The 13,203-nt window shown below is 58.4% G+C and carries 13 protein-coding genes and 1 tRNA gene; 4 read left to right on the forward strand and 10 right to left on the reverse strand.

The features are described from left to right. The first annotated feature begins 15 nt into the window (after positions 1 to 15). Positions 16 to 92, forward strand: a tRNA-Arg gene (locus HNQ50_RS20810). A gap of 256 nt (positions 93 to 348) precedes the next feature. On the opposite strand, the gene HNQ50_RS20815 is transcribed toward HNQ50_RS20810, so the two are convergent. The 10 genes from HNQ50_RS20815 to HNQ50_RS20860 form a co-directional block, all read right to left on the reverse strand. Continuing rightward, a complete protein-coding gene (locus HNQ50_RS20815) occupies positions 349 to 1,797 on the reverse strand; it encodes an efflux transporter outer membrane subunit (protein WP_184103166.1) in 1,449 nt (482 codons plus the stop codon). Beyond that, complete coding sequence (locus HNQ50_RS20820) at positions 1,794 to 2,690, reverse strand: efflux RND transporter periplasmic adaptor subunit (RefSeq protein ID WP_184103168.1); 897 nt, start codon at positions 2,688 to 2,690, stop codon at positions 1,794 to 1,796. The genes HNQ50_RS20815 and HNQ50_RS20820 overlap by 4 nt, the downstream gene beginning before the upstream one ends. Further along, a complete protein-coding gene (locus tag HNQ50_RS20825; RefSeq protein WP_184103170.1) occupies positions 2,687 to 2,896 on the reverse strand; it encodes a DUF1656 domain-containing protein in 210 nt (69 codons plus the stop codon). Before HNQ50_RS20825 ends, HNQ50_RS20820 begins: the two co-directional genes overlap by 4 nt. Positions 2,897 to 2,950: 54 nt before the next feature. Further along, complete coding sequence (locus HNQ50_RS20830) at positions 2,951 to 4,978, reverse strand: FUSC family protein (RefSeq protein WP_184103172.1); 2,028 nt, start codon at positions 4,976 to 4,978, stop codon at positions 2,951 to 2,953. Continuing rightward, positions 4,975 to 5,436, reverse strand: coding sequence for a MarR family winged helix-turn-helix transcriptional regulator (locus tag HNQ50_RS20835; RefSeq protein ID WP_184103174.1), 462 nt, complete (start codon positions 5,434 to 5,436; stop codon positions 4,975 to 4,977). Before HNQ50_RS20835 ends, HNQ50_RS20830 begins: the two co-directional genes overlap by 4 nt. A gap of 101 nt (positions 5,437 to 5,537) precedes the next feature. Then, positions 5,538 to 6,131 (reverse strand): gamma carbonic anhydrase family protein, encoded by a 594-nt coding sequence (locus tag HNQ50_RS20840; RefSeq protein ID WP_184103176.1) that lies wholly within the window; start codon positions 6,129 to 6,131, stop codon positions 5,538 to 5,540. A gap of 134 nt (positions 6,132 to 6,265) precedes the next feature. Continuing rightward, positions 6,266 to 6,469 carry a cold-shock protein gene (locus tag HNQ50_RS20845; protein WP_184103178.1) on the reverse strand — a complete coding sequence of 68 codons (204 nt, stop codon included), beginning with the start codon at positions 6,467 to 6,469 and terminating at the stop codon, positions 6,266 to 6,268. A gap of 240 nt (positions 6,470 to 6,709) precedes the next feature. Then, the gene (locus HNQ50_RS20850; protein WP_246428811.1) at positions 6,710 to 7,135 is read right to left on the reverse strand and encodes a ProQ/FINO family protein; all 426 of its coding nucleotides are present in this window, start codon (positions 7,133 to 7,135) and stop codon (positions 6,710 to 6,712) included. A 167-nt stretch (positions 7,136 to 7,302) separates the two neighbouring features. Further along, positions 7,303 to 7,866: a biliverdin-producing heme oxygenase gene (locus HNQ50_RS20855; protein WP_184103182.1), complete on the reverse strand. Its 564-nt coding sequence runs from the start codon at positions 7,864 to 7,866 to the stop codon at positions 7,303 to 7,305. 127 nt (positions 7,867 to 7,993) lie between these two features. After that, complete coding sequence (locus tag HNQ50_RS20860; RefSeq protein WP_184103185.1) at positions 7,994 to 8,908, reverse strand: DMT family transporter; 915 nt, start codon at positions 8,906 to 8,908, stop codon at positions 7,994 to 7,996. 126 nt (positions 8,909 to 9,034) lie between these two features. Here HNQ50_RS20860 and HNQ50_RS20865 point away from each other — a divergent pair, with 126 nt between their 5' ends. The 3 genes from HNQ50_RS20865 (at position 9,035) to HNQ50_RS20875 (ending at position 12,916) form a co-directional block, all read left to right on the forward strand. Next, positions 9,035 to 9,907: an AraC family transcriptional regulator gene (locus tag HNQ50_RS20865; RefSeq protein ID WP_221303299.1), complete on the forward strand. Its 873-nt coding sequence runs from the start codon at positions 9,035 to 9,037 to the stop codon at positions 9,905 to 9,907. 296 nt (positions 9,908 to 10,203) lie between these two features. Then, positions 10,204 to 11,223, forward strand: coding sequence for a DUF1700 domain-containing protein (locus HNQ50_RS20870; protein ID WP_184103189.1), 1,020 nt, complete (start codon positions 10,204 to 10,206; stop codon positions 11,221 to 11,223). Between the two features lie 400 nt (positions 11,224 to 11,623). Then, positions 11,624 to 12,916 (forward strand): sugar MFS transporter, encoded by a 1,293-nt coding sequence (locus HNQ50_RS20875; RefSeq protein WP_184103191.1) that lies wholly within the window; start codon positions 11,624 to 11,626, stop codon positions 12,914 to 12,916. Positions 12,917 to 13,203: the final 287 nt, after the last annotated feature.

Genomic DNA, 13,203 nt, shown 5'->3' on the forward strand with positions numbered 1-13,203 from the left:
TCCCTCGCAAGTTATGCGCCCGTAGCTCAGTTGGATAGAGTATTGGTTTCCGAAACCAAGGGTCACAGGTTCGATTCCTGTCGGGCGCACCAATCTCCTTTTCCCCTTGTTCCTCCTTCTATAGCCAGATCAGGCATCAGCGCGCCGTTCAGGCTTGTTTTCCGGTTGTTTTGCCATACGGGCCGGGTGCATCTGTTTTTCATCTGAATCCTATTATTTGCCATGTTTGCCGAATTTGCGCGCGATGTTGCATTTGCGTGGCGTATTTGTGCGCAGGGCGCAGTATGACACCGGACATTAAAAAGCCCGGCCATAGCGGTCCGGGCTTTTGCGATGGTTTGATCCAGATCAGTTTTCGGCGGTGGTTTGCGCTTTTGCCGCAGATTGCCAGCCACCTCCCAGCGCCAGAAAGAGATTGATCTGATCTTGCGCCAACTGGCTGTCCGAGCCCGCCAGAGCGGCATCTGCGCTGGCCAGCGTGCGGTCGGAATCCAGGCTGGTCAGGAACGGTGCCCGGCCGGCCTTGTACATGGTGCGGTTTTCTGCCGCCACCTGCCGCGCTTTGTCCCGAGCGGCGCGCAGATCGGCATTGCGTTGCAGATCATGGGTGTAGCGGGTGAGGGCGGTTTCGGTTTCCTTGAGTGCCCCCAGCACCACCCCATCAAAATGGCCCAGTGCGGCATCGGTGCTGGCTTCGGCGGCGTGAATGCGCGCGCGCGAGCCACTGTCCGGGATGGTCCAGCTAATCAGCGGGCCGATACCCCAACGATTGGCCGCTGGCGTGCCCAGGTCTGCAAAAATACCGGTCGAGCCCACCGACGCACCAATCTTGATATCCGGATAGAGGTCCGCCGTGGCCACGCCGATTTTGGCGGTGGCAGTGGCCAGTTGCCGTTCCGCCTCGCGGATATCCGGCCGGCGTTTAAGCAACGCGGCACCGTCACCCACCGGGATAGCCTGGCTCAGGCGGGGTTCTTCGGCACACTGGATTGATGCCTGGGTGATTTCGGCTGGCGTTTTGCCGACCATGACCGCCAGTTGGTAAATGGCGGCATCGTGATCGGCCTGAAAACGCGGCAGATTGGCGCGCAACATGTCGGCCTGGGCTGCTGCGCGCAGCACATCCGTATTGCGGCCACGCCCGGCGTTTGCCATGCGGCGGGTGATATCCACACTGTGGTTTTGCAAATCCAGCTCATGCTGGGCGACCGATAGCTCACGGTTGGCCGAACACGCCATCACATAGGCACGCACGGTTTGCGCCACGACGTTCACGCGTGCCAGATCCAGTGCCGCTTGTGCGCCTTCGGCGTTGGCGTGGGCGGCTTCTTCGCCGCGCTTGAGCTTGCCAAAGAGGTCCAGGTCATAAGAGACGGCAAGACCGACGTCACCTTCGTTCAGTACTGGCAGTTTTTCGGTAAGCAAAAACGATTCACCTGACTCTTGTGCGCGCTTGGCGGCAAAGTCAAAGCCGCCGTGCAGACCGCCTTCGGCCTCGACTTGACCCATGATGTAGACCGCGCGGCGCAGATTGGCCGAGGCCACCCGCAGTTCAGTATTGGCGGTCATGGCTTGCTGCACCAGACCATTGAGTTGCGGGTCGTCGTAGAGCTTCCACCAATCGTCCGGCACGGGCGCAATGGCAACCGCCGGATCATGCGCACCGATAAAGCTGCCAGCCGCGCTGGGGTTGTTGACGACGGCCTTGTCTGGCACCCGGTAGTCCGGGCCGACCGTGGTACACGCCAGCAGCGACTGCAACAAGGCCAGTGCCAGCGCGGTTTTAACGAGTTTCACGATTTTGCTCCTGCCTTGGCGGGGGCTGCGTTTTGCAGCACCGATACCGTGGCTGTGCGGCCGGCGACCAGCCGCAGGTTTTCCGGGACTTCATCCAGCGCAATCCGTACCGGTACGCGCTGGGCCAGGCGTACCCAGTTGAAAGTCGGGTTGACGTTGGGCAGGCCGGTTGCGCCCGCGGTGCGATCACGGTCTTCAATCCCGGCGGCAATGCTTTCCACATGACCATGCAGGCGGCGTGATTCACCCATGATGATGATTTCGACGGGCTGGTTGATTTGCACGCCCGCCAGTTTGGTTTCTTCGAAATAACCGTCGACGTGGAAAGAGTGGCTATCCACCACGGACAACACCGGGCGGCCAGTGCTTACGTAGTCACCCTGCCGGGGCACACGGTCATTCAGATACCCATCGACCGGGCTCACCACGGTGGCCCGTTGCAGGTTCAGTTTGGCGACATCCACAGCGGTTTGCGCCTGGGTGATGGTGGCCTCTATCTGCTCCACCTTGGCGATGCTCTCTTCCGTGGTTTCGGTGGCCACCAGGTCTGCCAGCTTGCGGTTACGCGCGGCTTCACGTTTGGCTTGCGCCAGTAGCGGTTTTTGCAGTGCGACCGTGGCTTCGGCCTGGCGCAGTGCCAACTCAAAACGGGCGCGGTCAATGACAAACAGTACCTGGCCGCGTTTGACCATCTGGTTATCGGCCACGTTGACGTCGGTAATCTGGCCTGAGACATCGGGCGCGACCTGAACCACGTCGGCGCGGATATGGCCGTCGCGTGTCCAGGGAGCGGTGGTGTAGTAGTCCCACAGGTGGCGACCGACGATGAACGCCGCGATGACAAAGATCAGCGTCAGGACGATAGTCCCCGTTTTGCGAACAATTTTATTCATGGTTTTAACCAGTGGATCAGGGTGACGGTTGCGCCAAGGACGAGTACGTATAGCGCAAGGTTAAACAGCGAGCGGTGCCAGACCAGCTTGTAAAAGCCGACGCGGGCCAGCACAAAGCGCAAGGCGCCGGTGACAAAAAAAGCAATGACCATCCAGGCCAGCAAGCTGGGGATGAACACGCCGTAAATATCGATTTCACCGCTCATCGGGTGTTTCTCTTTTCATATGTGATGTCAGTTCTGCAAGGCATGACCGGGTACTCAGAAGGCTGGCGCGTGTCGGTAGCCCGGCGTGCCGGGGAACAAGCTCACCCGCAACTCCACCAGCGCATGCAGCGCCTCGCGGGAGGCATGATCGGCCCGGCCGATCACCAGGCTCATGGCGTCATCAATCCGCGCCCGCAGGGTGTCAGGGGCGCGCTTGTGACGGCTGTTTTCAATCCGCGCCCGGTAATGACCGGCCACGCCACCCAGCACAGCATCAATGGAGTGGCGATCCAGCTCGGACAGATCGAGTTCATCGCGCTGCAATTCCAGCGCGCTGTAGCCCACGCGCAATTCGGTAAAACCGTCGCTGTAGCTGTCATCACCACTGGCTGCCAGGCGCGGCACCAGTTGGCCCAGGCGATCCAGCATGCGCGAGCTCAAGCGGGCGTAATCCTGGGCATCCTCGCCGGCAGCGGTGTTTGCCAGATCACGCCAGCTGGCATGAACCAGACGGTGGGTGGCCAGTTGCACGCCAAATGGCCGGGTGATGAGTGTCCAGACCAGCGCAAACAAGGCGCCGGCGGCACCGGCCAGGTTGCCATTGAAGAAGGCGGTGAAGTTGGCGTCGTATGCGCCTTGCAGGCCCAGGAACGTGGCCGTGTTGACCGACAGCAACATGGCAATCATGTTGAAGCGGGGCAGGGGAATCAGCGTACCAATGATCAGGAACGGCACCGCCAGCAGCGCCACCAGCGTAGCAAAGTCGTGCGATGCGGGAATGATGGCAAACAGCATCAACGCCGAGAGCCCGATACTGACAATGGTCCAGACAAAGAACAGCCGGATAAACGGGGCTGGCTCATCCATTGCGGCAAAGAAACACGAGGCCACGGCACCCAGCGTGACGGCCCCCGCGCCATCTTCCCAGCCCATACCGATCCAGATCATGCAGCCGGCAAAAATAGAAACCGAGGCATTGATGGCAGAAAACAGCATGATGCCGTGATCATAGTGACGCGCACCGCCATTCACATCACGCCGCGTGTAGACCGGCACCCAGGGTTTGACCCCTTCTTGTCCCGACAACAGTTGCTGCAGATGCAGACAGTCTTGCCACAGCTCGACCAGCGTGCCCACACGGGAACGCATGGTGCGCCCCAGCGCACTGCGCCATTCGCTGCTATGCACGACCGTCTGACCCAATCGGGCAATTTCTTCTTTCAGGCGTTGGCCATCTTCCGGGCGCGAAGCGGGCGAGAGAATCCACTGGGTGACGTCATGCATCAACGTGTCGACACCGTCAGGCAATGCCTGATTGTTGGCGCGCAGTTCTTGCATCATGCCGGTCATGGATGACAACACCGGTAGCAACATGCTCATACGGCCCCGCAAGGCGCGGGCATAGCCGACGGTATCTGCGGTATCCGGGTCGTAAGCCAGCTGGCTGATGAGTTGGTCCAGCGCCAGAATGTCAGACGCCAGACGATGGCGACTGGCCAGATGCGCGCGCTGGTCCGCCACCGGGGTGAGTGTGTCGGCGGCCCAGGCTGCGGCATCACGCAACCAGCCCGCGGTGCGTGCACTGATCACCGGCGCGACCTTGCCCGGAAAAATCAGACCCGCCACCACGCTGGCGCTCAGAATGCCGACCAGGATTTCTTGTGTGCGGGCACTGGCAATATCAAACACGTTTTGCGGCGCGTTGACTGCGGGCAGGGCGATCATGGGCAAGGTGTACGCGGCCAGCATGAACACATAAGCGCGTGGGGTGCGATCCAGCAAAGAGATATACAGCAGTGTGCCAGTCCAGGCACCGATAGCCGCAGACAGCAGCACCGGGGCATCAATCAGCAGCGGCACCAGGGCGACCGCCGCGCTGGCGCCCAGAATGGTCCCCAGTACCCGGTACAGCGCCTTGGAGCGGGTAGCGCCGGTGAGCGGGTGCGAGACCACATACACCGCGGCCATGGCCCAGTAAGGGCGTGGCAAACCCAGGGCAAACGCAATATACAAAGCCAGCATCGAGGCAAAAAAGGCTTTGAAGGAAAACAGCCAGTCTCTGGCGGTGGGCCAATGGATCATGATGCGGCGCCAGAGTCGGTATCGCTGGCTGCAGCGGCTTCAATGGCACCAAATACCCGCAGAGTGGCCTGAAGGTCTTCCTGGCTAATGTTCTTGAGCACCTCAGCGCGCAGGCTGATCAGATCCTGTTCGATTTTTTCGCTCATGGCCCGCCCCGTGTCAGTCAGCCACAACGTATTGGCGCGCCGGTCTGCCGGATCGACCTCGCGCCTTATCAGGCCCGCTTTGCACAACTGATCCAGCAGGCGGACCAGTGACGGACTCTCTATTCCAACATAGTCAGCCAATGCCACCTGGCGCACCCCTTCGCCCAGTCGGCCGATGAATAGCAGCGGGGTGGCACAGGCAGCGGAAACGCCATATACCGTGACGACATCCTGCGAAACCTGGCGCCAGTGGCGGCCAACCTGCAACAGGGAACTGGTCAAAGCAAGGCGGAGTGTGTCGAGATCATCCATGCAGTAAAAGTTACCATGGAGAATATTCGTTAGCAAGCTAATAATTGGACGGCAAGACGCAATGATTGTCCGCTTTAACGAACAATAAACACTAAATGTACTTATGCAGGCTGATCATCACTATGGCTGTTCAAAAGATCAGCCATCCTGGCCGTGATCTTGATCATGTCGGCCTCACTGCGATCAATGCCGTAGACGGTAAGGGGAAAATTGAGCGGATGCTGATGCCGCCAGATTTGCTCATGCGCCGACGCTGGCAAGATGTGCGCTGGATCGCCCACGGCCACCCAGCCGATCGGCACATGTTCATTGGCGGGGACGCGGGTCTTGATATGAACCACAGCGTGGATGCGGATTTCACAGCCTTGTTCCAGATGCGCGCCATGAAACACGGCCGCCCCGGTGGCGATGAAGACCTGATCTTCCACCGTACAGCCCACCAGGTGTGTGCCTGGCCCTACCATGCAATGATCACCAATACGCAGGGGGTGTGAGTGTGTGCTGCGCAGAACTGCGTTTTCCAGCACGATGCATTGCTGCCCGATCTGGATGCTGCTGCCTTCGGCAATGATCTGCGCGCCGTACATCACGCGGCAGTTGGGTCCGATGGTCACATCGCCGCAAATCACGGCATTGGGGGCAATCCAGGCCGTGGGGTCGATACGGGGAGTGTGGCCAGCGTGGGTCATCAGCATAGTGGGGTGGCTCGGTAAGAGGGCGGGTTCCGCTTACTTTAGCTGATGCCAATTGCATGTGCTGCGTCGTGTGCCGCAAAACGCGGGCAACAAAAAACCCGGCACGAGGCCGGGTTTTGTACGCCTGTGTAAAATTACACTGGCGTGATGTTCGAAGCTTGCTTGCCTTTCTGGCCGGTCACTACATCGAAGTTGACCTTTTGACCTTCTTGCAACGACTTGAAGCCGTTGGAGTTGATCGCCGAGAAGTGAGCGAACAGGTCTTCGCCACCATCGTCAGGAGAAATAAAGCCAAAACCCTTGGCGTCGTTAAACCATTTAACCGTACCGGTTGCCATTACCTATGATTCCTATATCTTGAATTGAGCATGCGCTCAAGTCCCGTATCATACCCAACGTGTATGGCTTGTACAAACGGATCGGACGAAAACTGCGTCATTTACCGCGAATCTGGCCTTATTAACCGATGTTCGGGCAGCCAAAAAGGCTTCCTTACGGGTTTTGAGGTGGATTCACGTCAAACTGACAACAAAAAAGGCCTGCATCGACGCAGGCCTTTTTGTCGGTCACGAGGACTTTCAGGCTTGATCGGTACTGCCTTCAGTGGCGGCATTGCTCTGGGCAGCCGGTGCAGCTGCATCCGCTTTGGCCGCTTTGGCCTGCGGTTTGGCGGCCTGAATGATGCTGGCGGCGTTCTGTTTTTCAGAATCTGTGATCTCACCGTCCGGTTTGCCCTTCAGGTTAAACCGCTTGCCGCCACGGGCCAGCTGCTTCTGATAAGTGAGACGGGCGCAGTGCTGGCTGAGTGCGCGTTTGACCACAATGGCATCAAAGTGCGGCAGGGCGGCAACCAGAATATCGAGCGTGCCAATGGCCAGCGGACGGTTTTCGCGCAGCACGGCAAAGCGGCGGTACATTTCCTCGTTGATCATTTCGAGTTGTTTGCGCTTGCTTTGCGTGCCAATGGCTTTTTGCAGGGCATCGCCGAGGGAGGAAGAAGACATATTCGGTACTGTGGGGTTCCTGATTGGCGGCAGCATACCGCGCCAGCGCTAGAGACTCAATGCCGCAAGCCTTGCCGGCGGTGCTTTGTGGCCAAATTTTACGTTTTTTTGATAAAAGGAACGCACCGATGCGACACCTTGCGGCCACATCGGTGGTTTACCGCCAGTTACAAGGTGACCAGCGAGCGTTCCGGGTGGTGGCGTTGCGCGGCCAGTAAAAAGACATCCGCCACCTGGCGTGCCGCAGTCAGCATGGCGGGAAAGCGCGCCGCGTCCTGTTGATCCAGCCACGTGGTGTAGCTATTCCAGAGTGGCATGTCCTGATGGTCTGCCAGGTAGTGGGTGGCAGCATGCAATCGCGGATCGGTCGCCGCTTCAACATGGCGTAGCTGGCTGCGTGCGTTCTGCCGCAGAATTTCCAGGATATAGACTGCGCCACCCAGCCCATCGGGATCGATGGCCGGGATATCCAGCGCGCCGGGCACAGCCAGGCCCAGGTGCGCCAGATCTCGTAGCAGAGCCGCTTTGCGTGAGCGAGCGGCCCAGTCGGGTACTTTGCGCTGCACATCGGCGGCCTCAAGGCGCGCTTCCAGTGGCAACAATGCGGCGGCATGCGCATTCAAAAATGCGCTGTAGCCGGGCAGGGTGGTCAGGGCAAAACCCGAAAATGCCTGATCCAGTGCTTCGTGACGGTCGGCCGTGGCCAATTTCAGATCAATTCTGGTCGTCATGTCGTCCTCTTGTCGCATCCGGTTGATTGCCAAGCACTATTGCTGCAATGCACCGTACTGACGGGGACTAACACTATAGTCCAGATTTTGACCATTAATCACGTGACCGTATTTTTTTGTATACAACTCATGCGGATTGTGATTGCCCTGTTGCGGTGGTTGGCGGGATTGCGCGCCGTGATTTGCGGAACACCAGCCAGTTTCCAGCCATGACCAGCAAGACCCCGCCCAGCGCCAGAGGCGTCCAGCGGTAGCCCTCCAGCAAGGCTGAAATATTGAGCGCCACAAGCGGAAACAACACCGTGCAATAGGCCGCCTTTTCCGCACCCAAGCGCCCCACCAGCATCAAGTAGGCGGTAAATCCGATGACAGAGCCGGGGATCGCCAGCCACAGCAATGCGCCGATATACACCGGCCGGGTGTCTACCACCAGAGGCACCCCGGCAATCAGGCTTCCCGCCAGCAATACCAGCGCGCCGAACAGCATGGCCCAGGCATTGGTATGAGCGGGCTTCAAACCCTGCGCTTGCAAACGGGCAGACAGTAAATTGCCGGCTGAAAAGCACAGCGTTCCGCCCAGAGCCAGGAGCAGGCCCAGGATCGTGCCAGCATGGTCGTGTGTGTTGGCAAATTCGGGCGAGAACAGCGCCACGAGGCCTATCAAACCGACCAGCGCCCCCGCAATCACGTTGGATGCAATGGTGCGACCCATGAAAATACGGGCGTTAATGGCATTCCAGAGGGTGGATGTCGAAAACACCACGGCTTCCAGTCCGGTCGGGATATAGCGGCTGGCATTGTAGAAACACAGGAAATTGACACAGAACAGGCAAAGGCCCTGCACGGCCACAAGGCTCAACGCGCTGCGTGGCAATGGCTTGAGCTGGCGCCGCCAGGCCAGCAATCCAAACAGAACGATCGCGGCAAGGCCAAAACGCCATGCGATCGATAGCGGAATTGGAGACGGGCCCAGTTGCAGTTTGATCGCAAACCAGGTCGTTCCCCAGATCAGAACGACCACCAAATATAACAATGCATTCATGAGGAGTATCAGGAGCTATTTGAATGAGGGTATTCAAACAGGGGAGGCTGGCTGGTACTTGCGTAATCTTGCGCTTTTGTCGCGTGGCGGCATGCGGTCGGGGCGGTTACGGGTAACATGTACAACATGGACTCCGTCACTCTCGATCACAATGTATTTGCCACGCTGCAGCGTTCACGCGCGGCGTTGCAGCGTGCGGGTGATCTGGGGGATGGCATGACCGTGGCACGCTGGCGCAACCAGAACGATGCGACAACCTATCGCGGCCCGGGTCATCACACACTGTCGCTTTATCTGGCTGGTGGATACCGGACGTGGCGCCGGGACAAGCCCGGCGTATTTGGGGCCCCGGGGCGTTTATGCCTGTTGCCGGATGAGCACGAATCCGCGTGGGTGATCGAGGGCGACCTTGAGTTCATGCATCTGTATTTTTCGCCAGCCCAACTGGCCAGTGCAACGGTGACCTTGCTGGATCGGGAACCGCGCAGCGTACAACTGCATGACCTGACTTATGCCGAGGACCCGGTTCTGGCCGCGCTGTGCAGTGACATCGCCCGGCAGGACTGGCAAGACAGTAGTGCCCGGCTGGCTGCCAACGAACAGGCGCATGCGGTCCTGGCCAGACTGGTCAGTGCGCACAGCGGTCGCCGGCTGTACGTGCCCAAAGGTGGATTGGCCCCGCAGGCACGGCGGCGCGTGCTTGAGTATATAGATAGTCACCTTGATGCCAGCCTGACGTTAGGGGAGTTGGCCTCCCTGGTGGCGTTATCGGAATTTCACTTTGCCCGGGCATTCCGGGCCAGTTTTGGCATGCCACCGCATGCCTGGCTGACTTTGCGCAGACTGGACCGCGCCCGGCAGCTTTTACGCCATAGCACCATGCCTTTGCTGGATGTGGCTGTGGCTTGCGGTTTTGCCAGTGCCAGTCACTTCAGCAACCGCTTTCGCGCCACACTTGGCGCCAATCCATCGCAATACCGCGCTGCGCTTGCCCGATAAAAAAACGCAAGCCAGCACCATAACATCCCCGCCAGTCCCGCCTTGTTGTATTACGGTTGATTGCTTACGTCTGTAATCAGAATAACCGTTTGTCATGATGTTCATTCTTGCTTGAACATGTACCTTGCAAAGAAAGGTACATCGCTATACGATGCACTTATCGTATCGTGCATAGCACGGTAGGCTGGCATACAAGGTAGTGCCAGCACAGGCGTAGCGCATCGACAGGCACTGTGGCCCGTTGAACGCAACCAATCAAAAGCCGCAGTAACCGTCGTGAACTGGAGCAATCAAAAATGAAACAACAAGCATTCATGTCGCAACTGGAATCCAGCCTGGCTGGCCTGACCCAAATGGATATCGAACAAATCCTGGCCGATTACAATGAATACTTCCGCGCTGCCGCACAGGTGGGGCGGAGCGAAGAAGAGGTGGCTGCCAGCCTGGGCGATCCGCAACGTCTGGGGCATGATCTGCGGGTGCAAAAGCTGTATGGCCAGTGGCAACAGAAGCGCACATTTGGTGGTCTTGTCCGCACTGTCGGTGCCATCGCCCGCCTGGGGGTGGTTAACTTCCTGCTGGCGATTCCCTTCATCATTTATCTGAGTGTGCTGACCGCTGGCATTTTTGTGAGCAGCGCTGTGGTCGCCGGTGCGCTGGCCGCGCTGCTTGCGGTGGGCGCCCATTCACTCTTTGGGACGCCGACAGTCCGGCTGACCGATGCTACGCAAGGCACGGGTGATCTGAAAATTGTCGCCCGCATGCCAGGGGTCGCCAAGGCAGACCTGTTCCGCTATCGCAACGACGATGTGGAAGTCCAGTTACAAGAGGGCGATCAAGTGCAACTGGCCGAGCGTGACGGCAAGAGCACACGTCTTGTGGCACGTAACGGCGTGCTGGTGGTCGATGGCACGCCACCGTCCAGTCTTGATCATGGATATCGCGTTGCTCAGGGCAATCTGGTTTCTGTGAGCGTCAAAGCGGCCGATGGAGAAAGCCTGACCTGGAGTCAGGACAGCAAGCTGGGCCGCATCGACTGGTACGCCATGAACCACGACGGCATTGATGCCTCGGTGATTACCCCGCATACCGGTTCAGGTCATATTGCAGTCACCATCAATGATGGCGTTGTGCAAGTACGTGTCCCGGCTGGTCAACATCAGACTGCGCATGTACTGCGGGCTTCGGTGGGGGTGTTGCTGATCGCGGCGCTGGTTCTGTTTGTTCTGCTCAAGCTGGCGATCATGACCTGGCGGGGTGTGGTGCGCTACGGTCGTGACCAGATTGCCCAGATCCCTTTGCACCTGGTGTTCTGAACCGGCGTGCTGGTGTCACGGAGTTGGTAAGTGCTGGGCCGGCGTCATGCCGGCCCTTTTTTCGTTTCAGAGCAGATCGAAGTTCGGGGAAGGGGCCATCAGTCTTTGCTCAAAAGCACAAAAGTGTGAATGTTCACTGGACTGAAAGGCAGTTTCTGCCGGTTTCCATGTATTCCGCGCAGCTTGTGGTGCTTCTAAAATTGCGCTAGCGCGATGGGATAATGCTGTTGACATAAATGTCCCACGATGCACTGACGCATTCAGCGCCGGAGTTCTACTCCCGCCATCCGGACAGGTGGCTGGCTGAGGTTGATCAGAGAAATCAAAGTAATAAGACCTATCCCGTGCCGGGCGCGCACACGTTGCGGCCCGTTTTACCCGTTGTACTGAGGAGTTCGAAATGCAAGCAACTGCCGGTAGCCATCAATATGGCAAGGCATTGACGGTGTTGACGTCGCTGTTTTTCATGTGGGGTTTGATCACTTCGCTCAATGACATATTGATTCCCCATCTGAAAGCCATCTTCTCGCTGACCTATCTGCAGGCAGCCTTGATCCAGTTTTGTTTCTTTACCGCTTATTTTGTGGTGTCGTTTCCCGCCGGTTTCATCATCCGCAAGATTGGCTACAAACGCGGCATTGTGCTGGGCCTTGTTACCGCAGGCCTGGGCTGTCTGCTGTTCTATCCGGCTGCAGGTGCGCAGTCGTATCCGTTCTTCCTGTCGGCGCTGTTCATTCTTGCCGGTGGCATCACCATCTTGCAGGTGGCGGCCAACCCGTACGTCACAGTGTTGGGACGCCCGGAAACCGCGTCCAGCCGCCTTAATCTCACCCAGGCTTTCAATTCGCTGGGTGCTACCCTTGGTCCGCTGCTTGGCGCCGTGACCATCCTGGCTGTTGCAGCACCGGCCGCTGGCGCACAAGCCTCTGCGCAGGCCGCCGCAGTGCAAACCCCGTATCTGGTACTGGCCGGCTTGCTGTTCCTGCTGGCCTTGATCATTGGCATGGTCCAACTGCCTGTCATTAAAGAAGCTGAAGGTACGGACGAAGTGGCCCGCGCCCAGGAAGAACGCGTTCATGGCAAGAAAAGTGTGTGGGAGTTCCGCCACCTGGTCCTGGGGGCGCTGGGTATCTTTGCTTATGTTGGTGCAGAAGTCGGCATTGGCAGCTTCCTGGTCAGCCTGATGGGCCAGCCACAAATTGCCGGCCTTTCTCCGGAATCCGCCGGTAAATATCTGTCTATTTACTGGGGCGCCGCCATGGTGGGGCGTTTTGCCGGCTCGGCCTTGATGACCAGAATCAATCCGGCCCGCATTCTGACCGTCAACGCGCTGATCAATGTCGTACTGATTACTGCGGCAATGCTGGTGGGGGGCAAGACAGCCATGTGGGCACTGATTGCAGTTGGCCTTTTCAACTCCATCATGTTCCCGACCATCTTCTCGCTTGCCCTGAAAGGTCTGGGCAGCTTTACTAGCGAAGGGTCGGGTATTTTGTGCATGGCGATTGTGGGCGGTGCCATCGTACCGGTAGTGCAAGCCGCACTGGCCGATCACCTGGGTATCCTGGCTTCGTTTGCCGTGCCGCTGGTTTGCTATCTATATATTGTTCACTTCGGCGCACGCGGCCATCGTGAACTGGTCGGTCAGAAAAAGCCGGCTGATCGTCGCGCACCAGTGGTTCAGGGCGCCTGACAGACCTGTGACTTCCCCAAGGGGAGGGCCAGACAAAAAAACCGCTCTTGGGAGCGGTTTTTTGTTTGTTACACCCGTATTTCGTCGGCCGGTTTTGCCTGAAATATCCGCCAGGCGCACACTCGAATTCTTCACTCCAAAAATCGGTGCTGGCCGATTTCCTTTTTCATCAATGACTTGAGTGATCAAGAGAGGAAATATTGCAGGAAGGTGTTGACGGGTCCGGGGATGGTCCGTATAGTTCGGTTTCTCCGCTGCAGACACAACAGCGAAACGGCGAAAACGAA

It is taken from the genome of Silvimonas terrae (genome assembly GCF_014202765.1).
Lineage (GTDB): Bacteria > Pseudomonadota > Gammaproteobacteria > Burkholderiales > Chitinibacteraceae > Silvimonas > Silvimonas terrae.

Excerpts from the sequence above, each read along its gene's own strand:
- HNQ50_RS20820 (WP_184103168.1), bottom strand. The coding sequence starts at position 2,690 with ATGAATAAAATTGTTCGCAAAACGGGGACTATCGTCCTGACGCTGATC.
- HNQ50_RS20825 (WP_184103170.1), bottom strand. The coding sequence starts at position 2,896 with ATGAGCGGTGAAATCGATATTTACGGCGTGTTCATCCCCAGCTTGCTG.
- HNQ50_RS20830 (WP_184103172.1), bottom strand. The coding sequence starts at position 4,978 with ATGATCCATTGGCCCACCGCCAGAGACTGGCTGTTTTCCTTCAAAGCC.
- HNQ50_RS20835 (WP_184103174.1), bottom strand. The coding sequence starts at position 5,436 with ATGGATGATCTCGACACACTCCGCCTTGCTTTGACCAGTTCCCTGTTG.
- HNQ50_RS20840 (WP_184103176.1), bottom strand. The coding sequence starts at position 6,131 with ATGCTGATGACCCACGCTGGCCACACTCCCCGTATCGACCCCACGGCC.
- HNQ50_RS20845 (WP_184103178.1), bottom strand. The coding sequence starts at position 6,469 with ATGGCAACCGGTACGGTTAAATGGTTTAACGACGCCAAGGGTTTTGGC.
- HNQ50_RS20850 (WP_246428811.1), bottom strand. The coding sequence starts at position 7,135 with ATGTCTTCTTCCTCCCTCGGCGATGCCCTGCAAAAAGCCATTGGCACG.
- HNQ50_RS20855 (WP_184103182.1), bottom strand. The coding sequence starts at position 7,866 with ATGACGACCAGAATTGATCTGAAATTGGCCACGGCCGACCGTCACGAA.
- HNQ50_RS20860 (WP_184103185.1), bottom strand. The coding sequence starts at position 8,908 with ATGAATGCATTGTTATATTTGGTGGTCGTTCTGATCTGGGGAACGACC.
- HNQ50_RS20865 (WP_221303299.1), top strand. The coding sequence starts at position 9,035 with ATGGACTCCGTCACTCTCGATCACAATGTATTTGCCACGCTGCAGCGT.
- HNQ50_RS20870 (WP_184103189.1), top strand. The coding sequence starts at position 10,204 with ATGAAACAACAAGCATTCATGTCGCAACTGGAATCCAGCCTGGCTGGC.
- HNQ50_RS20875 (WP_184103191.1), top strand. The coding sequence starts at position 11,624 with ATGCAAGCAACTGCCGGTAGCCATCAATATGGCAAGGCATTGACGGTG.